We start from the raw sequence: 20954 nt of genomic DNA on the forward strand, positions 1-20954 counted from the left end.
CACCGGCGCCAACTGCGCTCGCGCGGTATACAACGCCGCGGTATACCCAGCAGGACCCGAACCAATAACGATCACGTCATGCACTGTGTCGGCGGTCATGAAAACCTTTCAAGCGATTCGTCTCTGGATCTGTGTAAACGCCAGCGTAGGTACGGCTGTTCCCGGGTGTGTCGTACCCATGGGACCACACTAGGGGCGGGGGACCTGGGTATTGGCCAGTAGTCCGGTATCGGCTGCGCTGCACTTCGGTGATACCGCGAACACGGCCAGGATGTGCGGGCTGTCGCCGGGTATCACCAGAACGATTCCGGGGCGGGCGTTGATCTCGACCGGCCGCGCCCCCAGGACCTGGGTGGACGCGGGATAGCCGAGGCCGGTGAGGCAGGAGGCGCGCCGCGCCGGGTCGTTGAGTGTGCCGTAGTCGGGGCTGCGGCCGAGCAGGCCGAGGATTTCGTTCTGCGAAAGCGGGATCTCCATCGGCGGTGTCGACACGGTGATGTGCTGGACATCGCCGGGGGTGTCCGGGACGGGTTCGGGCGCGTGCAGGAGGGCGATGGTCCCGAAGCCGATCGCGGCGAGCACCGCGCACACGCCGGCGGCCGCCGCGATGGTGCGGGCCGGACGGATGTGTGGGCGGGCGGAATGATCGGCCGGTCCGGCCGCGTCGGTGGACACCGGCTCCGCCGAGCGCAACGCCGCCGAAATTCGGTCGGTCACCTGTGGGGGAGGATCGGGTGGCACGCCCGGGTCGGCGCCGACGGCGGCGACGTCGCGGCGGACCCGATTCAAGGCGTTGAGCACGTCGGCGGCGTGTGGATCGGCGCGGACTTGGCTGCGGACGCGGGCGGCGGCCTCGTCGTCGAGAATGCCGGCCTGCAGGTCGGCGAGCAGTTCGACGGTCAGCGGGGGGTCTGATCCCGCGCTGCGGTCATCCGCCGCGTCGTTGTCCGCTGCATTCATCGGACTCAGTGTCCGTCATGCACGCGCCCATGGCACGGATGGCCCGCGGGGGCGGCCGGCCGTGGAGGGTCAGGCCTGGCCGGCGGCGTCGGGCAGGGCGTGCGCGCCGGCGTTGAGGTAGCCCAGCAGTTCGGCGAGCCGCACCCGCGCGCGAGCGCAGCGGCTCTTGATCGTGCCTTCGGCGACGCCGAGCAGCCGGGCGGTGTCGGCCACCGAGTAACCCTGCATGTCGACGGCCACCACCGCGGCCCGCTGCTCGACCGGAAGCCGCATCAAGGCGCGCTGCACCGCCATCGTGGTCTCGACCTGAGCCGTGCGATCGGCCACCGGATAGATGTCTTCCAGCGGCACGGTCGGGTGCGCTTTGGTGCGGCGCAGCCGGTCCAGGCAGGCGTTGACGACGATGCGATGCAGCCAGCTGCCGACGGCGGCGTCATGCCGGAACGCGCCGGCGCCGCGGTGCGCGGACAGCATGGCGTCCTGTAGCGCGTCTTCCGCGTCCTCGGGGGTGCGGGTGGTCAGGCGGGCGAGCCGGTGCAGGTGCCGCTGGTGGCGAAGGAAGAGCTCGCTGAAGGCGTATCGGTCGCCGGCCACATGGGCTGCCAGTAGCTCGGCGTCACTGCGCTCCTGCTTGGCGTTTCTCCCGAAGCCCACGGCCGGACATTAACCAATTGCGTATGGCGCGGCACTTCACTCGCAAGTGCTTGTGTGAGTGTGTGGAACGGGCCGCGGATCAGGACGCGGCCTGGACGGTGATCTCCGAAATGCCCGCTTGGCTCTTGCCGTTGGTGGAGCCCAGCGTCGAGATCCACACCAGCAGATTCGACGTCGGCGAGCCGGCCTTGACCGGGATCGCGTTGTGGCCGGGCTTGAGTGTGAAGGCCGGCGCCAGCACCGTGGTGTCGTTGAGGCTGGACGGGCTCGACGAGGAGGCCGCGCGGATCTCGACCTTCGTTCCGTTGCTGGGGGTGTCGATGTTGACTTGGCCGATCACGGTGGGGCTGGGCAGTTGCAAGATCAGCCCCTCACCCTGCTTGAAGCTGGGGAAGGGAACGGCGTCGGTGTAGACCTCGGTCGCCCAGGCCGTCGAGGGATCGCCGTCGATCGCCTGCCCGGCCGTCCCCGCATTGTCGGCGTCGCCGTCGGGGGAGAAGACGGTCGCCTTGGTGGGTTTGACGACGCTGCCCGCGGCCGCCGACGGGGCGGGCGCCGGAGCCGACACGGAGGACGACGACGAGGGGCCGTTCAGCCCGAGTTCGTCCTTGTTCAGGCCACCGCCGACGTTGCCGAAGATCTTGCTCACGATGGACGCCAGCACCAGCAGGGCGACGACGATGACGGCGAGACCGGCGCCGACGCCGATGACCAGGTTGCGCCGCCGGCGCGCGAAAATCTCCTGCTCCTGACCGGGTGAGATCAGAGCCGTCGACGGCGAGGGCGAATCGTCGATCGGGCCGAGGACCTCGGTGCGGTCGGCGACCGCGGTGGCCTGCTGGAGTAGGTTCAAAAGCGTTGAGGCGCTGCGTATTCCGCCGTCCTCCTGGACCGCGCGGACGGCGACCGCGGAGATCTGGAAGGGGATGTCGCGGTCGAGGGACATGGGTTCGACGGGGTTGCCCGACGAGTCGCGTTCGGCCGCCGCGAGCCCGCTGCGCACCCCGCTCTCCAGGATGGGCCACCGGTTGACCAGCAAGGCGTAGAGCGCGGCGCCGATGCCTCGGATGTCGTCCTGCGGGTTGGCGTCGGGCATGGTCGCCGGGTAGGCCAGCACCACATCGCCCTCGATGCTGACCCGTACCCGGCTGGGGTGGTCGATCGACAGGTCGACGCCGGCGCGGTGGGCCGCGTCCGCGGCGGCGGCCAGCGACTGCATGGCCCGCACCGCGCCCACCGGTGATGGTGCGGTGTCGGCGACCTCCTGCAGCGAGCCGCCGCGAATCCACTCGGACACAACGAGGCCGCCGGAGCCGGTGTGCACCACGTCGAGCACGCGGGCGATGCCGGGTTTGTCGATGCGGCTGAGCCGCAGGGTGCGCGACAAGATCTCCTGCAGGACCTCATCGGGCAGGGCGCCGTCCGGGTCGACGAAGGTCAGGGCCACCTGCCGATCCAGTGCGGTGTCCAGCGCCTGCCAGAACTGCAGCGGCGGGGCGCCGCCGTGGAACACCAGCAGGCGGTAGCGGCCACCGGCGATGCGGGCGCCGGGTACCAGGTGCACGTCGTCTCCGGCAGAATCCGCCGAACGTTCGCGCGGCGCTTCGAACGGGGTCGGTGCGCGCCGGGTGTCGCCGGGGATATCGCGGCTGACCTGGTTGGACGGGCGCGGGGCGGGCCGCTTGGGCCCGTCGGCCGGGATGTCGGGCTGGAAGTCGTCGGCGACCGGCCGCGGCGGCGGAGTACCTGAGCCCGCGCCAGGCCCAGCGCTGGGGGTTGCGCTCTCCATCGGGCGGTCGGTCACCTCCGGTCCTTTCGCTAGCCGGGCTCGGTTTGCCCGCTCCGGAGGCCTGCGCCGGATCGGCTCCTGGACCGCATTTACCCCAGGCGGGGACGAATTCCTCTGCTCAGGGTACGTGACCGGGCGCCGGTGAGACGATCGATCCTTGGCACTCGGTTTGCGCGGACGCGGTCCGCGGCCCGTGATGCGGTACCGGAGTGCGTCCAGCGCCGCCCGCGCCTCGGGAACCTCAGCGCGCAGCATGACGGCGACCGTGATCGGCAGCATGATCAGCCCCAGCACCAACAGACGAAGTAATGAACCGGCGCCACCGTGCTCGGTCAGCCCGTCCAGCCCCACCAACCGGTCGATCACATGGGCGATCAATCCGGCCAGCATCGACGCGGTGAGTGTCACCAGGATGGTGCGGACTTCGCCGACGCCGATCAGGTGCCCGCCGGCCGGCAGCAGGGCGCGTCGCAGCAGGACGTAGCCGATGACGGCGCCGGCCAGGAATCCGACGCCGTTGGCCAGCCCCAGGAAACCGGCCACCAGCTTGGGGTCGTCGGTGAGGTGCGGCGCCAGCACCGAGCCCACGATCTTGACGGCGGTGATGACGAGGATGATGACGATCGGCGTCCACGGCTGTTCGCGCGCGTAGAACACTCGCAGCTGCAGCAGCACCAGACCGTAGGGAATCAGCGTGAAGGCCGACAGCGTGATCGCGGCGCCCAGGTAACCGGCGTCGACGTTTCCGAAATGGCCGTAGGCGAACAGCGCGCTGCCCATCGCGGGACCGCCGACGGTCATGAACGCCACGATCGGGATCAGCGTGATCAACGTGAGCCGGGTGGCCAGCGACAGGTCGCCGAGCACGGCCTTGGTGTCGTCGGCGGCGGCGTTACGGCTCAGCCTCGGCATCACCACGGTCAGCACCGTCACGCCGATCATGCCGAACGGCAGCATCAGGACCAGCCACGTGTAGTTGTAGATCGCGGGGCCGGATGCCGCCGCGGTGCTGGCGATCTGGTTGCCGACCACCAGGCCGAGCTGGCTGATCAGCACGTAGAGCACCATCGCGGCGGCCATGGTGCCGAAGCGCTTGAGCCGCTGGTCGATTCCCCACAGGGGTCGTAGGTCGACGCGCTGGCGTCGCAGCGCCACCAGCAGCAGCCCGGTCTGGGCGAACACGCCCAGCGTGGTGCCGACGGCGAGCACCAGCAGCTTGGCGTTGCCCATCCGGACGGGATCGACTGAGAGCTCGCCGGGAACCAGCGCGTAGACCGCCAGGGTGACCAACGCGACGACGTTGTTGAGGACCGGCGCCCACGCCGTGGGCCCAAACACGTTGCGGTTGTTCAGGATTGCCATGAACACCGACGTCAGGCCGTAGGCGAGCACCTGGGGGAGCAGCAGGTAGGCGAACGCGACGGTCAGCGGCTCGTTGACTTGCGGGTTGCGGCCCAGCATCAACCGCACCAGCAGCGGAGCGGCCACCACCGATAGCACGGTGGCGAAGACCAGCAGCGCCGTCGTCAACGTGACCAGGCGCCGCACGAAGGCCGCGCCGCCATCGGGGTCGCCCTGTTCGGCGCGCGCCAGCACCGGCACGAAGATCGCGGTGAACGTCGCCTCCAGCACCAGGGCCGCCACCAGGTTAGGGAGCTGGTTGGCCACCGAGAACGCACTGGACAACGCGGCGCCCAGGATCGCGGCCAACAGCACCACCCGCGCGAAGCCGGTGAGCCGGCTGATCAAGGTGGCGAAGGCCATCCCCCACGACCGCGACACCAGCGCCGCGTCGGACAGCTCGGGGCGCCGACGGTCGATCTCGGCGGCAACGGGCGGCAGCGGACCGGTCGGCGGTGAGCCCGACATCCGGGAATGGCGCGGCGGGTCGGGCAGGCGATGGTGTGGTTGGGCCTGCCGATAGGCGGGGGTCATACTCGGTGCTCGTGTTCGGCCGGCTGGTCGGCCTCGCCGCGCGCCTGGCCGGCTTCAGCGGCGTGCCGGGCGTCGGGTGGGTCGGGGCGGTCCAGGTCGGCGCGGTCGGGCTGGCCGCGGAAGCGGTGCCACAGCCGGCGGCCGGCCAACAGGACGAGCACCGCGGCGGCCGACAGGGTGATCGCGAACAGGACCTTGCCGTAGGCGTTGGAATGCACCGACAACCGCACCGGGTCACCCAGCCGCAAACCGTCCGCGGTCCGCAGGGTGACGTCGACGGCGACGCGCTGGGTGAAGTTCACTTCGATCGGAATGCGCAGCGGCAGGTAACCCGGCGGCAGCTCGATCTGGCCGACGTCGGTGACGTTCATACCCGGCGGCGCGTCGACATGCAGCCGCACCCGGATCGGGACGGCCAGCCCGTTGTGCAGCGCCAGCGGCAGCGGGCTGTGCTCGGTGGCCAGGGTGTAGGAGCCGCCCGGGTTGACGATCGTCACCGCGCCGAACAGGTCGCTGACCGTCTTACCGACCACCGCCAGGCGCTGCTGCGCCAGCCCGTTGCGGGTGTCCGGCGGTTCGGACTGGCTCAGCGCGCGCAGCATGTCCTCGCGCAGCGGCGCGGTGTACTGGACGCCGGTCAGTCCGGTCCGATCGTCGGTCATCAGCGATGACGTCAAGCCCCATAGCCGGCCGACCTGCCCGGTGATGAGTGCGGTGACGTCGTCGCTGAACTGGCCGCGCGCGGACGTGTAGTCGCCGACCTCCTGCGGTGGTTCGGGGTGGGCTTGCGCTGCCTGGTTGGCCTCCGCGATCACCGCCGGCAGGGGGCGCGGCACCGCCAGACCGGACCGGATGGTGGTGGTCAGCGCGGTCAGGATGACCTGCGCGTCGTCGGCCTGCAGGCTCCATGTCGTCGGCGGCACCAGGATCTGGGTGCGCGGGTCGTCGCGGCGCAGCGCGTGCCAGAAGATCGAGCCCAGGGCGTCCTGGCGGCGCGCGGTCACCGAATCATGTCCGAGCCGAACCGTCAGTGATGAGTCCAGGTACGTCGGCACCTCGGGGTTGGTCCCCGCTCCGGCCAGCGCGGCGCCCACGGCCGGGTCGAACGGCGCGACGACGACCTGAGGGGACAACCGCCGGGGTGCCGTGTCGACGGCGGTCTCCGAGGAGCCCTGCGCCTCGGCGGCCGACAGATCAGTGGCGGCGATCGCGACTGTGTTGTCGTTGGCGCTGAGCAGCTTGACCGCGCTGCTGGTCAGCGGGCCGTCGGGCACCAGCGTGGCACCGCGGATCGAGGAGACGTCCAGGATCTTGTCGATGATGCTGTTGGCGCTCGTGGTGGCGATGGCGCTCAGGCCGGGATCGTTGACGCGCTGCACGGCATCGAGATCGGCCTGCGCGTAGGGGAGCGGGGCCACACAGGTCCGGTGCGCGAGGGCACGCAGGCGGTTCAGCCATTCGGCCGCGGTGGCCTGCCCTGCGCCCGGGTGGGTGGGGGTGCCGGGCAGCTGCGCCGGGCCGTCGGGGGAGTTGGACACGACATAGCCGGCGGTCATCGCGTTGACGGTGACCAGCAGATCCGGGTCGATCGCCAGACACAGCGCGCGGCCGACGGCGCCGTCGGGGTCGACATCGTGACTGGTGGCGACTTCGGCCGAGGCCAGCAGGATGTCGAGCCGGCCGCCGCTGGCCAACGAGGTGGCCAGGTCGTCGTCAACCAGCCGCACCGGGATGGTTCCGCCGGGCACGCCGGGCGCCAGCCGGGGCCGGTCGGCCAGCGGCCACAGCATCGTCATCAACACCGGTTTAGAGGTGTCGGGCGCGACCGCGGAGCCCACGTCGTCGGCGCGGTCGGGTGGCACACCGACCACCGGCAGCAGGAAGCGCGCGTTGTCCAGCCGTGCCGGCGCGCCGTAGTCGGGCGTGCCGTTCACGTTGACCAGGACCGGATAGATGCCGGGCTTCTCCACTCCCAGCGACGGCGTGGTCAACGCGCGCAGCGGGGCCGACAGGGTGAAACCCACCTCTTGTCCGCGCTGCAGTTCGGGCGCGACCGTCAGGAAATCCGCGGCCGCCTGATACCCGTCAGTGTCGCCGTCCAGGGTGGTGCGCAATCCGGCGGACGCGGTGACCGCGCCGGCATGCTCGAGACGGACCATCACATCGCGGACCGGACGGTCGCCGATGTTGGTCACCATGCCGCTGACGGTCACGACGGGCGGACTGGTCGTGGTGACCACGTCCGGGGTGACTTGATCGATGCGGACCCGGACAAACGGCGTCACCCCCGGCTCGCCTGCGGCCGCCCGCGGCATCACCGGCCCGGTGAGCACCGCGAGTCCGGCCACGATGGCGAGCACGGCGGCGACACGCGCCAAGCGGGCCCAACGCAGACGCGGAGCTGTCACGGCCCTGGTCCGTGGCCGTTCTTCCGGCCCGCGGCCGGTTTGTCAGAATGCCGAGTCCGCGAATGGGTCTGCGGGCGGCGCCGCGGCGAGCTGGGCGGCAGCGGTGGAAGCGAGGCCGGACCGTCGCTCTTCAGCTTGTCGATCAGCTCGTCGGCCACGCGGGCCAGGCGGCGCTCGTCGGCGTAGGCCAGCCGGGACGGCAGTTCGCCCATCGGCACCCAGGCCACCTCGGCGACTTCGAGGTCCTCGTCGGACAACTCGCCGCCGGAGAAGCGCATTAGATAGTGGTGCACCGTCTTGTGCACGCGACGGCCATCGGTGACGAACCAGTAGTCGATGCGGCCCAGCGCGGCCAGCACGCTGCCCCGGATGCCGGTCTCTTCGGCCACTTCTCTTATAGCGGTCTGCTCGGCGGTCTCGCCCAGTTCGATGTGCCCTTTGGGCAGCGACCACAGCATCCGTCCGCGCCGGTCGATGCGGCCGATCAATGCGGCGACCTGAGACTCGCGCGGTCCGTCGAGACCGTCGATGACCAGCCCGCCGGCCGATGTTTCGTGGACGGTGCGCAGCTGATCGGGTCCGCGGCGAGATGCCCGGGATCGGCGCGACTTGGTGGCCGTCGAATCACCGGTCACTTGACCAGCGGTTTGGTTCTCGGACGAAGTCGGGGTGCCACGGCCGCGGCGACGCCCCCGGCGCCGACGTGGTTTGCCTTGTTCGCCGTCCGACACCCAAGCGATAGTAGCTGGCACGGCATATTCTTCCGGAGATACTCGCCGCGGGTGAGTGCGGGAGGACGCGGCGCGGGAGGCCTCTCGTCAGATCGGGCCGAGCGCGTGAGCGACGATAAAAGCTGGAATGAAGATCAGGATTGAGATTGGTCCTGACAGGCTGCCGATGAGCATTCCGCGCCCGGTGTGGCCCGTCTATGACCTGCGAGCCTCCTCACAGGGGCTTTTCGCCCACGGCCGACTAGGCTGATCGAACGTGCCAGACGCCGCCCAGGATGCCGACCTGCTGACCGCCGCCGCGGTCGCCCTGAATCGGCATGCGCCCATGCTCGCCGAGCTCGGCGCCGCGTTCGACGCCGCGGGCCACGAGCTCTACCTTGTCGGCGGCTCGGTGCGGGATGCGTTGTTGGGCAGGTTGAGTCCCGACCTGGATTTCACCACCGACGCGCGTCCAGAGCAGGTGCAACAGATCCTGCGGCGGTGGGCCGACAACTTGTGGGACACCGGGATCGAATTCGGCACCGTCGGCGTCGGAAAGGGTGACCATCGCCTGGAGATCACGACCTTCCGCGCCGACACCTACGACCAGGTGTCGCGGAATCCCGAGGTGCGCTTCGGTGATCGCCTCGAAGACGATCTGGTGCGCCGCGACTTCACAGCCAACGCGATGGCCGTGCGCATCAAGCCGGCGGGGCCGGGCGAATTCCTCGATCCGCTAGGCGGTTTGGCGGCGCTGCGCGCCCGGGTCCTGGACACCCCCGCCGCCCCGGAGGTGTCGTTCGGCGACGACCCATTGCGGATGCTGCGCGCGGCGCGGTTCGTCTCGCAGCTCGGCTTCGGTGTCGCGCCGCGGGTGCGCGAGGCGATCGACCGGATGGCGCCGCAGCTGGCGCGGATCAGCGCCGAACGGGTGGCCACCGAGTTGGACAAACTGGTGCTCGGCGACGACCCGACGGCCGGCATCGATCTGCTCGTACAGACCGGCATGGGCGAGGTGGTGCTGCCCGAGGTCGGCGGCATGCAGATGGCCATCGACGAACACCACCAACACAAGGACGTCTACCAACACTCGCTGACCGTGCTGCGCCAGGCGATCGCCCTGGAGGACGACGGCCCCGACCTGGTGCTGCGCTGGGCCGCGCTATTGCACGACATCGGCAAGCCCGCCACGCGGCGCCACGAAGCCAACGGCGGCGTGAGTTTTCACCACCACGAGGTCGTCGGCGCCAAGATGGTCCGAAAGCGGTTGCGGGCGTTGAAGTATTCCAAGCAGATGGTCGAGGACATCTCGCAGCTGGTGTATCTGCACCTGCGCTTTCATGGCTATGGCGACGGCAAGTGGACCGACTCGGCGGTGCGCCGCTACGTCACCGACGCCGGGCCGCTGCTGCCACGGCTGCACAAGCTGGTGCGAGCCGACTGCACGACCCGCAACAAGCGCCGGGCCGCGCGGTTGCAGGCCAGCTATGACCGGCTCGAGGCGCGGATCGCCGAGCTGGCCGCGCAGGAAGATCTGGCGCGGGTGCGCCCCGACTTGGATGGCAACCAGATCATGGAGCTACTCGGCATCCCGGCCGGCCCGCAAGTCGGCGAGGCATGGCGGTTTTTGAAAGAGCTTCGGTTGGAACGCGGCCCGCTGGACAACGAAGAGGCGACCGCGGAGTTGTTGGCGTGGTGGCACTCTCGGGGGAACGACTAGCGACAGCCACGCGTCCGAATACGCATGGACTACTGCTTGGCTGGCGATGACGGCGCGGCCGCCTTTTGGCATGGACAACCCGACCTCGACCTCGATGGCGACGGTCGCTTCGAATCGATCGGGCTGGATTTCGATCACGACGGTCTGCGCGACGACGCACTCGCGGATCTCGACGGCGACGGCCTCGTCGACCACGCCGTGCTCGACCTCGACAACGATGGCGCCCCCGAGGCGTACTTCACCGACGACGGATCCGGGACGTGGGCGGTGGCCATGGACCGGGGTGGGCAGCTGCGCTGGTTCGGCCTCGACGGTGTCGAGCACACCGGCGGCCCGATGGTCGACTTCGACGGCCACGGGCGCGCCGACGCCCACTTGGTCGACACCGATGGCAACGGGCTGGCCGACCGGGTGCTGCGCACTGACGAAAACGGCGTGACCGGTTACATCGACACCGACGGCGACGGCAAATGGAACGTCCGGCTGACCGACACGGACGGCGACGGTCTCGCCGACGGCGCGAGCTCGCTCTGAGGGTGGTGTTGCTGACCTAGCGCCGGCGTGATGTTACTGCGCTACCTGAGCATTTCCTTCCTCGTTGCCGAAGCCGGCGGAGATCCCTGGTCGACCGACGCCAGCCTGCAGGCCGGCTGCCCAGCGCAGATCTCCGCTCTAGCCAAGGCTTTCCGTGATGCCGGGGTCAGCACTGCGGAGGCGGCTATCGCGTTCGACGCGGCCCGTCGCCGGTTCGAGGCAGCGTGGAATCGCCGCAATGGCGAGCAGCCGATTAATGACGCCGACGAGGTGCAGCGTGTGACCAGGTCGCTGGGACTGCAGGCCGCGCAATTGCCGGGGATCGCGATTGATTTGGAGAACATCGCCGCCGCGTTGTCCGAGGCTCAACGAACCTCCGCGTGGTACCTGGCCGCGTTGGAGTACGACCTCGAGGACATCGACGACGAGATTTGCGAGGCCCGCGCTGACGACGATAGTCGCGGTGCCGACGATCTGCGTGAGGACGCCGTCACCGAAGTGAGAGCGATCTGGCTGGCGCTGCGGCAGATTCGCGACCGGTATTCAGTCGTGCTTGCGGCTGCCTTAGGAAGGCTGCGTGCTGACGGGGCGGACCCGGCGGAGGTTCAAGGCGTCGACGAATTGTCGATCCCGCCAACGGACAGCGATCCTGGACGAGTAACAGCATGGTGGGACTCGTTGAGCGCCAATCAAAAGCAGCTGCTGATCGATCAACACCCTTACGAGCTGGGCAACCTCAACGGCATACCGGCCGACGTGCGCGACTCGGTCAACCAGGCGGCGATGAAAGATGATCTGCGAAGGGTAGAAGACGTTGCCCGCCAGCGCGGGCTGGTTCCCTCGGCGCTGCGGGACAGTGCACGCAACAACCGGGACGCCGACGTGTTCACCCACCCCGGCGATTACGGGCTGTGCGCCACCGACATCACCCGATACCAGAACGCGGTGAAAACCAACGACTTCCTCGAACGCGACGAAAAGCCTGACGGACTGCCGGTCATGCTATGGGCATACGATGCGTTGGCCTTCAACGGCAAGGGTAGGGCGGCCATCGCGATCGGCAACCCGGACAAAGCCCGCAACACGGCGGTCATCGTCCCGGGCACCAACAGCAGCGTGCGGGGCGGGTGGATGTCCGACGGAACGGACGACGCCATCAACCTCTACGAGCAGGCCGCGAGAGCCGACCCCCAGCATCCCACCGCGGTGCTGGCCTGGATGGGTTATGACGCACCCGAATTCGAGACGCAATGGGAGCAGGTTGTCACCGATCCGTCGAATCTGGAACAGGTCGGCACTCCATGGCGGGCCCGGCAGGCGGGGGCGCTGCTGGCCGCCGATGTCAACGGCCTTGCCGCTACTCATGATGCGTCGACCCCCAGGCACGTCGCCGTTCTCGGGCACTCCTACGGTTCCACCACCGTCGCAGACGCGTTCGCCAACAGCGGCATGCGCGCCAACGACGCGGTGCTAACCGGTTGCCCGGGAACCGATTTAGCGCACAGCGCGACGGACTTTCATCTCGACGGCGGCAGTTTATATGTGGGTGCCGCATCGACCGATGCGATCAGCTGGATCGGCGAGGCGGGCGGTGGCCTGCCCAACGGATTGAACGCGACGCTGGACCAACCGCTGGGCCCGCTGGCCGGGCTCGGCGCGGACCCAGCCCATGCGGGTTTCGGGGCGGTGCGGTTTCACGCCGAAGTCGCCGGCTCACACAGCGTCATGCCGTGGTTCACTGACCACTCGCACTACTACGACGTGGGCAGCGAAGCGCTGCACAACATCACTGAAATCGTCACCGGGCACGGCGATCGTCTGGCCGGCGAGGGCATGCTGGCGCCCGACCGAGCCGCGGCGCGAATCTCCATTCCGCTCCAGGTGCACACCCCCTTGGGGACGGTGTCGTTGCCGCACGTCGGGGTCCAGATGCCTGTGCCCGTCGATCCGGAATGGGATCGGCCGGGGCGATCGGTCACTAATGGGCACGCGTTTTAGGCGCGGGTCGGCCGGTCGGCGGTGGTGAATTGACCACTCACGAATCGGCATTTAGCCTGATCAAACCGACTATGTGGCGCTAGAGAACCCCGGAAGGAGTGCCGATGTTCGTCGATACGGAGCTCTTGCATTCCGGAGGCAACCAGTCACACCGCGCGGGCGGGCACGCCCAGGACGGGGCGGACCAGTTGGCGGGCGGAACCGTGGCATCGGGGATGTTCGGTGACTTCGCGGCGGCCGACGCGTTTCACAGTGCGGTTTCGGCCGCGCATGGGCAGCACGTGAAAACGCTCCAGGGACACAGCGAGACGCTCACGGGGGTCGGCACCAAAGCGCACACTGCAGCCAACGGGTTCACCAACATGGATAAGAACAACGCCACCGAAATGCAGGCGCTGCGACCAAGTTCCGGTCCTTCAACGGGGACCGCCTAAGAAATGCCCTCGCCGGAGGACCCGCCCTCGCATCCGGGTGCGGGGCCGCATGCTGGTCCGCCGGTAGGGCAGTGGGCGGCTGGCCATCCCGCGCCGCAGGCGCGACGATCACGAATGTGGCCGGCGATCGCCTTGAGTGCGATGGTTCTGGCTTTGGTCGCGACAGTCGTGGCTGCCATTGCGTCGGTTGTTGCTACGTCGCGGTCGACGGGTCCGAGTGGGGCACCTACTCCGGCCGCGCCTACGTACAGTGCTGCCGAAGTGTCTGCGTCGCACCAGAAGCTGTGTGACGCTTACAAGTTGGAGGCGCGGTCTGTCGAGATTGATACCAACAGGACTGATAAGGCAGTGGCGCGTGTCACACTAGCCAATGGAACGGGCATGCTCAGCGATGCGGCCGACTCGCCAGCTCTCGACTCGAAGGACCGGGACGCGGCACGCGCGCTAGCAACGGCCTACCGCACTGCAAATGCGCTTGGCAGCATCGCCACAGATGCTGAGTACCGGACCGCGCTCGATGACATTGTCGCCAAGGACGCGGCAATGAGGCAGAGATGCGGGAATGGCGGCGGCTGATTCACGGAGAGCCCCGTTGATGCTTGTTAGTCCCGTGAGTTGCTCCACTATTTAGCGGATTGCGTACACAATCTTCGATAGACCATTTCGAGCGCAGTCAAGAGATTCGAGGAGGACGCATGGTGGGGGATTTGCCTCCCGCTCCGGGGGAGGGGCCGACCACCGGCCCACCGCCGAGCTCAACGCATTGGGCGCCAGCCTTTCCAACGCAGGCACCACCGCGTCCACGGACATGGCCAGCGATCGCCTTAGCCGCGATTGCCGTCGTCCTCGGTGTCGCTGCTCTGGTTGTCGCGTTGACTCGGCCTACGAGTGATCAGTCGGCGGCCTCGTCAACCACGTCGGCAACACCGTCGTACACCGCGGACCAAATTGCGGCCGCGCGCAAGCAGCTTTGTGACTCATACAAGCTGGCCGCACATGCTGTCCAAGTAGACACAAATGGCGACAATCCTGCGTTTGCCGGCATTGCCACTGTGAACGCGGCAGTGATGTTGCAGCAGGCAGTCAACGCTGCTTCAACGATCTCGCCCGGCGACCGAGATGCCGCACTTGCATTGGCTGCGGCGTACAGCAAGGCCCAGGCGACGGCGAGCCTGGTGCAAACACGTGATGATCCCGCGTGGCGCTCGGTGTCCGACGAAGTCAACACAAAGGATGCTGCGATGAAAAAGATTTGCGGCGGGTAACGTGACCACGTAAGCGTGGTGCTATGCCGGTTCAACCAATTGAAACAGCTGGCGCACAGCTATTCTAATAGCCGTACCCGACCGCGCTCGTAGTTGGCGAGGGGCGCTTCGAGATTTGCGTCCAGCCTCTGGCAATGGTCAAACGCGAACTCGATGCAATGCGCGCCAGGTCCTCCCAATGACCGACTGTTCGCCCCACGGGCCGAATAACCCCTAGCCGATCAAGTGGATCTCGCTGGCGACTACCGCAGTGTCCGGTGAATTGCCTCGCTTCAGGTTGCCTGATCCACTATTGAAGGAGGAAGGGACGCTAGGACCGTTTATACGGTGTCGCATGCGGGCTTTGCGGACGGAGGAGGACGAATGCCGGTAGATGTGCCTTCGGACCGGGGTGGGGGACTGTCCGCCCAGCCGTCCGCTCGAAGGTGGCCGCCACCGGATACCGCGCAGCTAGCATCACGTCGCGACACATACAAGCTGGCGGCGCAAGCAGCGCAGGTTGAAACGGCTGGCTCGGATAAAGCGCTGGCGCGCATCGCCACATCCAACGGCGCGATCCTGCTCGAGATGGCAGCAGCCAACCCCGTTTTAGACGCTGAACACCGCGATGCGGCAAGGGCGCTGGCGGTGGCGTACGGAACTCTCACAGCGAAGGGCAGCTATGGGGTAGCCACGGACGCTCAATACCAGGCTGCACTCGACGACGCGATCGCCAAGGACGCTGCCATGAAAAAGGTGTGCGGTGGGGGTTGACCTTCCACCTGGCACATGGACACCAGCGCTGATTGGTCCATGGTGGCCAGCAGCTTCGACGGGTTTACGCGCCGGCGCTCAACACTGGAGCCAAGAGTGCGCCGAGCAGCAGCTGTATTCGCAGAGCCTACGCACCCAGTGGACAGCCTTCGCTGCACGTAATAAGGGGCATACGGCAGACGATCTCATAACCAGATTCCAGCAAGGGGAAAAACTTCATCTGGATCTTGCCGAAAAGTACCAGACGAAGGCCTCGGCGTTTAATTCGGGCGCCGACGCCATCGACTATCTGCGAAGTCGCTTGTCGGATATAGCAAATACGGGCAATAAAGAAATCAATGACATTCTCGCATCAAAAAAGCTGCTTCCGGAGAAGTTGGCAGAAATACAGGCTATTCAGGCGCGCTGCAACGCCGACGCCGCGAATGCCAGTCGGGACGCGGCCGACAAGATGATGGCGGCGACGCAAAAGATCCTCGATGCTGAAGGCATTGGCGGTAACGCCCGGACCTGGGCGCAGGCAAACGGGTTCGATGTTGGCGATGCCAAACCGCCGAGTCCGATCAGCGAGGAGGATTTAGACGCATCAAAAGCCACGTCAGGTGGGTTGGGAGGCAGCGGTATCCATGGCGGGCCGGCGCCTGGGGGCGGCGGCCCCGGTGGGTCTCCCGCCGGATGGGGAGGCGGAGGTGTCCATGGCGGGCCGGCGTCCGTTAGTGCTGGCGGACCCGGGGGGACGCCGACGGCGTTCGGAAACGCCAATGTGCCGGGTGGTCCGGTACCGGGCGGTGGCGGTGCGGCGGGCCTAGCGCCGCACGTCCAAATGCCTGGCGGTGGCGGAACCGTATCTCCCGGCATACCAGGCGTACATGGCGGCGGAATGCCGATCACACCGGTTGGTCTGGGTCAAGGCGGCCAGCCCGGATTGGCCCAAGCCTTTACCTCCGGCTTAGCGACCGGGCAGGCGACGGGACCTGGGGGCCAAGCGTTTACGGCGGGGCCGCTCCAAGCAATGGAGGCCGGGGGGCCCCAAACTCCTCAGGCCACACCAGCAGTGACGCCGACCGTACCCAGCGCTGGAGCATTCATCCCGACGGCTACTCCGGTCGATGCACCGCCAGCCGCGTCGCCCGCGCCAACGACCACCGGGGGAGGAACTTCAGTTGCGCCGGTGATGACCGGTGGCTCATGGTCGTCGCCCGCACCGACCCTCGGTGGCGGATCGTCCATCCCTTCAGGATCGTTGCCCGCCTACGGTTCCGACCTGCGTCCGCCGGTGGTCGCGCCCCCATCCGTGCCTTCTGCGCCGGTCGGTCCCGTGTCGGGTGCACCGGTAGCTTCTTCGCCGGCATCTTCCCCATCCGCGGGCGGACCGCTTGTCTCCCCGGTGGAGCGGACGGCGTCTGGTGCCGCCGCGGGCCAGGCCGGTGCGGGGTCGTCAACCATGGCCGGCGCGTCGGCAGCGTCCGCGGCAGCAGGCGCGACCGCCGGCACGGTGTCCGCCAGGACGGCCGAACAACAGCGGCTACAGCGGCTTGTCGATGCGGTGGCCCGTCAGGAGCCGCGGCTGTCGTGGGCGGCGGGACTGCGCGACGACGGCACCACCACGCTGCTGGTCACCGACCTCGCCGGCGGATGGATTCCACCGCACGTCCGATTGCCCGCCCACGTAACCCTGCTTGAGCCGACAACGCGACGCCATGACGCCAACGTGGTCGATTTGCTCGGCGCCATCACGGTCGCGGCGGCCCATCACGCCAACACGTATGTCGGCGAACCTGGTCCCGACGAGCCCGCGCTGAGCGGAGATCGGCCTGCCCGTTCGGCGGCACCTGATGTCGATGAGCTTGGGCCTACCCTGGTGGATGCCGTACGCCGTCGGGACGGCCTTCCTCGTATCGCGCAAGCTGTCGCGGCGCCGGCGGTGCGAAAAACGGGTGTCCTCGAGAGCGAAACCGCGATGCTGCGTGAATGCGTCGCGGAAATTCAACACTCGGTGCTGAACGCGTACCCCAACCACGGCCTAGCGGCTGTCGGCGATTGGATGCTTCTAGCAGCTATCGAGGCGCTGATTGACGGGCATGGTTACCTCGCGAATTATCATCTGGCTTGGTTTGAGGCGATTAGTCACCGGGGCGGTTCCTAGTTGCCCATAGCTGTCGGGTGAATAGCGTTACCGGTGTTTTATGCCAAAATGGCCGTACTAGCGCTCGGCGTTTACGGGCTTTGCGAGTGGGGTGGAGGTGAGATGTGAATCAGCCGATTTTTCACGATTTTCCAACTACTACCGGGCTAGCCAGCGGAGTGCCAGTGCCGGCCCCACAACCAGGGCCCGGACACCCACCCGACCAATCTCCCGCCGGCGGTGGCGGTGGCGGCGCACTAACCGGAGCCGGAAACGCCGGTGTCCCCAAAGACGCAGCCGACGCAGCCGCCGCAGATGCTGACCGTCGCGCCCACGCCGCCGACGCCGCCGCGAAGTTTCCGGCCAACGAGGCAAATAGCCAGCAGGACATGCAGATGATCCAGCAGATGCTGCAGAGCGTCACGGGTGCGCTCGGCGGCGCGATCGGCGGCGTGATGGGGCCGATGACGCAGCTTCCGCAGCAGGCGATGCAGGCCGGTCAGAGCGCCCTCCAGCCGCTGATGAGCGCGGTGCAGGGCGGGGCCCACGGCGCCGGACTGGCTAGCGACGCGCATCTGGTCGACAGCGTCGGCAGCGGCGGCGGCTCCGGACTGGGCGCCGGTTCCGGCGGCGGCGGTGCGGGCCTCGGCGGTGGCGGCACCACCCCGGCCAGCTCGCTGGGCCCGCCGCCCGTGCCCACGTCGTCTCCGCCGACCACCCCGGCCGGCGCCAAGGCGCCGATTATGCCCCCAACCGGTGGAATGCCGGCCATGCCAGGGCAATCCGGCATGACCGGTATGCCGATGATGCCGCCGGGCGCTATGGGCGCCGGGGGCGAAGGCGGCAAGAAAGACAGCCCGGTCGAGAAGCGGGTGATGGCGCCGGGTGTGCCCAACGGCCAACCGATCAAGGGCCGCTTGACGATTCCGCCGAGCGCCCCGGGCAACAAATCCGGCGAGGCCAAGCCGACGGTCGTCACCAATAGGCCCAACCGCCGGATCGTTATCATGCCGTCCGAGGACGAGCCGAAAGAATAGCCACCGAATCTTCCCAGCCCGCCGAAACGTGAGTGGCCGGGTGGTTGGCCCACCAGTATTGTCGCTACGTAATCGTGGCCGGGCCGATCCCAATGTGCGGGTCAAATTGGGTTGTTCGTTATTGACAGCAGAACTGTCGATGCGTGCATGCTATTGGTACGTCTGCAGCGACCGCGGAATACGCGGCCAGGAGGGTGTGGGAGTAATAGCGCGAAGTGTCCGGCAAGGATGCGGCGCCGCGAGGGCGCACAAATGGATCAGGGTGGGGAAGTCGGTGACCGACCCCCTCAACGTGCAAGCGGTCACGGCGCTGTCTCGCGCCCACAATCTGTTCTCGGCCGCAAACACGACTGACGGCGTCGGTGACGCACCGGCTAGGACGCAGGCGCACGCCGAGGCGATAACGCACCGCGCGGACGGGCTTCCCGGCGCGGCGGCGCAGCGGTCGGTCGCCTCGAAAACGCAGTTGACGCACCTCGCGCATTCCGACCGGACACTGGGACAGATCGTCAGCGCGGCGAGGGCCGATCACACATACGGCCGTGCGGCGACGCGGACGGTGCTGGACGCCGCCTTGACCGACACGACACCGGCCGTCGATACGCCGCTGGGCCGACGCGAAGCTGCCGCTCGCATGGCGGCCCGGCTGCGGGCCCAGCACCGGCATGTCGCCGGATCGCGGCGCCGGGCAAGGCTGCTCGCGCGCAGGCTTCGATGCCTGCACTACCTACGAGGGCGGTCGATGCACAGCAACCAGCCCAGCGGACGCGCGGCAGTGCTCGCGGCCATCCGTAAAGCCTTGGACATCAAGGGCATTCACGACCCGGCCGCGCGCGCCCGCTGGGAACGCGGGATGGACCTGGTGGCCCGCCGCGAGTCCAACTACAACGCAAACGTGGTCAACGACTGGGATTCCAATGCGGCACGGGGCACACCGAGTAAGGGCGCCTGGCAATTCATCGCGCCCACGTTCGCGGCCTACCACCAGCCGGGGACCTCGCGCGACATTCACAACCTGACGGCGCAGGCGTGCGCGTTCATCAACTACGCGATGGGCCGTTACGGGGTGGCCGTCGACGCGTCGAATCTAGCCGATCGGATTCAGCAGGCCGATCCTCACCGAGCACCCAAGGGGTACTGAGCATGCCGCTGAGTTTGTCTAACCGCGACCAGAACTCTGGGCACCTGTTCTACAACCGTCGGCTGCGCGCGGCGACCACCCGCTTCTCGGTGCGCATGAAACACGACGACCGCAAGCAGACCGCGGCGCTGGTGTTGTCGATCCTCCTGGTGGCAATCGCCTGCGGCTGGATGCTGCTGCTGAACGTACTGAAACCGACTGGCATCGTGGGTGATTCGGCGATCATCGGCGACCGGGATTCCGGGGCGCTCTACGCCCGGATCGACGGCCGGCTCTACCCGGTGCTGAATCTGACGTCCGCGCGGCTGGCGACCGGCACGGCGAATCAGCCGACGTGGGTGAAACCCGCTGAGATAGCGAAGTATCCGACCGGGCCGCTGGTCGGCATCCCTGGTGCACCGGCGGCGATGCCGGTCCATCGGGGTGCGACGTCGGCGTGGGCGGTGTGCGATACAGCGGGACGACCGCGCAGCCCCGAACGACCGGTGGTGACCTCGATCGCCGGCGTGCTCGACGGCTTCGACCGGGCCACACCGCTGAGCGACGACGCCGGGGTGCTGGTCACGTTCGAGGGCAACACCTTCGTGATCTGGGGCGGCAAACGCTCGCAGATCGATCCAACGAACAGGGCGATCACGCTGAGCCTGGGACTCGACCCGGGAGTCACACTGCCGGTAGAGATTTCGCGGGCCCTCTACGACGCGCTACCCGCGACCGAACCGCTCGCCGTCCCCACGGTGCCCCTGGCGGGCACGCCGTCGACGTGGGTCTCGGGCTCACAGGTCGGCGCGGTATTGCAGGCCCAGACCGCCAGCGGCGGCAAGCAGTTCTACGTGTTGTTGCCCGACGGCGTCCAGAAGATCACCAGCTTCGTCGCCGACCTGCTGCGCAGCGCCAACTCCTACGGGTCGACCGCGCCGCGCGTGGTGACGCCCGACGTGTTGGTCAACATCCCCGAAGTGTCCTCGCTCGCGGTGGACTACTACCCGACCAAGCGCCTCAATTTCATTGACACCGCTGCTGATCCGACCACCTGTGTCGGATGGGAGAAGGGGTCGACGGATCCGCAGGCGCGCGTCGTGGTCTACAACGGTCGCGGACTGCCCACGCCGTCGTACATGGACAACCGCATCGTGCACCTGGTGCGTGACGACCGCGACCCGGCCTCGGTGGTCGCCAACCAGGTGCTGGTGTTGCCGGGCGCGGCGAATTTCGTGACGTCGACCAGCGGCGTGGTCACGTCCGACTCCCGGGAATCGTTGTTCTGGGTTTCTGACAACGGGGTGCGGTTCGGCATCACCAACGACGACACGACGTTGCGCGCGCTCGGGCTTGACCCGGGGTCGGCGGTGCAGGCACCCTGGCCGCTGCTGCGGACTTTCGCCGCGGGCCCGGCACTGTCAAGGGAGGCAGCGCTTTTGGCGCGGGACACCGTCCCCGCGCTCGGCAAGGTGGCTGTGGTGACGACATCGGCGAAGCCGGGAGGCTAGA

The 20954-nt window shown here is 67.9% G+C and carries 16 protein-coding genes; 10 read left to right on the forward strand and 6 right to left on the reverse strand.

All coding sequences use genetic code 11. The annotated features are described in order from the left end of the window. The 6 genes from A5732_RS26845 to A5732_RS02885 form a co-directional block, all read right to left on the reverse strand. A partial coding sequence (locus tag A5732_RS26845) for an FAD-binding protein (protein WP_139334649.1) occupies nt 1-99 on the reverse strand: 99 nt, incomplete at its 3' end. 90 nt (nt 100-189) lie between these two features. Beyond that, nucleotides 190-960, reverse strand: coding sequence for a hypothetical protein (locus A5732_RS02865; protein ID WP_076100518.1), 771 nt, complete (start codon nt 958-960; stop codon nt 190-192). A 69-nt stretch (nt 961-1029) separates the two neighbouring features. After that, nucleotides 1030-1614, reverse strand: a complete 585-nt coding sequence (gene sigM / locus A5732_RS02870) for an RNA polymerase sigma factor SigM (protein WP_076052798.1) — start codon at nt 1612-1614, stop codon at nt 1030-1032. Nucleotides 1615-1693: 79 nt separating this feature from the next. Beyond that, nucleotides 1694-5272, reverse strand: coding sequence for a murein biosynthesis integral membrane protein MurJ (locus A5732_RS02875; RefSeq protein ID WP_076100520.1), 3579 nt, complete (start codon nt 5270-5272; stop codon nt 1694-1696). 62 nt (nt 5273-5334) lie between these two features. After that, on the reverse strand, nt 5335-7746 hold the full coding sequence (locus A5732_RS02880) for a hypothetical protein (protein ID WP_076100522.1): 2412 nt from the start codon (nt 7744-7746) through the stop codon (nt 5335-5337). Beyond that, a complete protein-coding gene (locus tag A5732_RS02885; protein ID WP_065056418.1) occupies nt 7743-8477 on the reverse strand; it encodes an NUDIX hydrolase in 735 nt (244 codons plus the stop codon). Before A5732_RS02885 ends, A5732_RS02880 begins: the two co-directional genes overlap by 4 nt. Nucleotides 8478-8733: 256 nt before the next feature. Here A5732_RS02885 and A5732_RS02890 point away from each other — a divergent pair, with 256 nt between their 5' ends. The 10 genes from A5732_RS02890 (at nt 8734) to eccB (ending at nt 20953) form a co-directional block, all read left to right on the forward strand. Continuing rightward, nucleotides 8734-10176, forward strand: a complete 1443-nt coding sequence (locus A5732_RS02890) for a CCA tRNA nucleotidyltransferase (RefSeq protein ID WP_076100524.1) — start codon at nt 8734-8736, stop codon at nt 10174-10176. A gap of 24 nt (nt 10177-10200) precedes the next feature. Further along, nucleotides 10201-10710: a pullulanase gene (locus A5732_RS02895; protein ID WP_076100526.1), complete on the forward strand. Its 510-nt coding sequence runs from the start codon at nt 10201-10203 to the stop codon at nt 10708-10710. A 30-nt stretch (nt 10711-10740) separates the two neighbouring features. Continuing rightward, nucleotides 10741-12708, forward strand: coding sequence for an alpha/beta hydrolase (locus A5732_RS02900; RefSeq protein ID WP_076100528.1), 1968 nt, complete (start codon nt 10741-10743; stop codon nt 12706-12708). Between the two features lie 104 nt (nt 12709-12812). After that, entirely contained in the window at nt 12813-13142 is a 330-nt protein-coding gene (locus tag A5732_RS02905) for a DUF2563 family protein (RefSeq protein ID WP_076100529.1), read from the forward strand. 695 nt (nt 13143-13837) lie between these two features. Further along, nucleotides 13838-14407, forward strand: a complete 570-nt coding sequence (locus tag A5732_RS02915) for a hypothetical protein (protein WP_076100533.1) — start codon at nt 13838-13840, stop codon at nt 14405-14407. Nucleotides 14408-14770: 363 nt separating this feature from the next. After that, nucleotides 14771-15160 (forward strand): hypothetical protein, encoded by a 390-nt coding sequence (locus A5732_RS02920; protein ID WP_253188989.1) that lies wholly within the window; start codon nt 14771-14773, stop codon nt 15158-15160. 1444 nt (nt 15161-16604) lie between these two features. Beyond that, nucleotides 16605-17306 (forward strand): DUF5631 domain-containing protein, encoded by a 702-nt coding sequence (locus A5732_RS27505; protein ID WP_076100536.1) that lies wholly within the window; start codon nt 16605-16607, stop codon nt 17304-17306. 116 nt (nt 17307-17422) lie between these two features. Then, nucleotides 17423-18322: a hypothetical protein gene (locus tag A5732_RS02940; protein WP_171974952.1), complete on the forward strand. Its 900-nt coding sequence runs from the start codon at nt 17423-17425 to the stop codon at nt 18320-18322. Between the two features lie 274 nt (nt 18323-18596). Next, on the forward strand, nt 18597-19463 hold the full coding sequence (locus A5732_RS02945) for a transglycosylase SLT domain-containing protein (protein WP_076100767.1): 867 nt from the start codon (nt 18597-18599) through the stop codon (nt 19461-19463). A gap of 2 nt (nt 19464-19465) precedes the next feature. Next, nucleotides 19466-20953, forward strand: a complete 1488-nt coding sequence (eccB, locus tag A5732_RS02950; protein ID WP_076100539.1) for a type VII secretion protein EccB — start codon at nt 19466-19468, stop codon at nt 20951-20953. The last annotated feature ends 1 nt before the right edge of the window (nt 20954 follow it).

It is taken from the genome of Mycobacterium colombiense, from assembly GCF_001953985.1.
GTDB lineage: Bacteria > Actinomycetota > Actinomycetes > Mycobacteriales > Mycobacteriaceae > Mycobacterium > Mycobacterium colombiense_B.

Bases quoted from the DNA above. Each gene is read 5' to 3' on its own strand.
- A5732_RS02865 (WP_076100518.1), bottom strand. From the start codon at position 960: ATGAATGCAGCGGACAACGACGCGGCGGATGACCGCAGCGCGGGATCA.
- A5732_RS02875 (WP_076100520.1), bottom strand. From the start codon at position 5,272: ATGTCGGGCTCACCGCCGACCGGTCCGCTGCCGCCCGTTGCCGCCGAG.
- A5732_RS02895 (WP_076100526.1), top strand. From the start codon at position 10,201: ATGGACTACTGCTTGGCTGGCGATGACGGCGCGGCCGCCTTTTGGCAT.
- A5732_RS02900 (WP_076100528.1), top strand. From the start codon at position 10,741: ATGTTACTGCGCTACCTGAGCATTTCCTTCCTCGTTGCCGAAGCCGGC.
- A5732_RS02905 (WP_076100529.1), top strand. From the start codon at position 12,813: ATGTTCGTCGATACGGAGCTCTTGCATTCCGGAGGCAACCAGTCACAC.
- A5732_RS02915 (WP_076100533.1), top strand. From the start codon at position 13,838: ATGGTGGGGGATTTGCCTCCCGCTCCGGGGGAGGGGCCGACCACCGGC.
- A5732_RS02920 (WP_253188989.1), top strand. From the start codon at position 14,771: ATGCCGGTAGATGTGCCTTCGGACCGGGGTGGGGGACTGTCCGCCCAG.
- A5732_RS27505 (WP_076100536.1), top strand. From the start codon at position 16,605: ATGGCCGGCGCGTCGGCAGCGTCCGCGGCAGCAGGCGCGACCGCCGGC.
- eccB (WP_076100539.1), top strand. From the start codon at position 19,466: ATGCCGCTGAGTTTGTCTAACCGCGACCAGAACTCTGGGCACCTGTTC.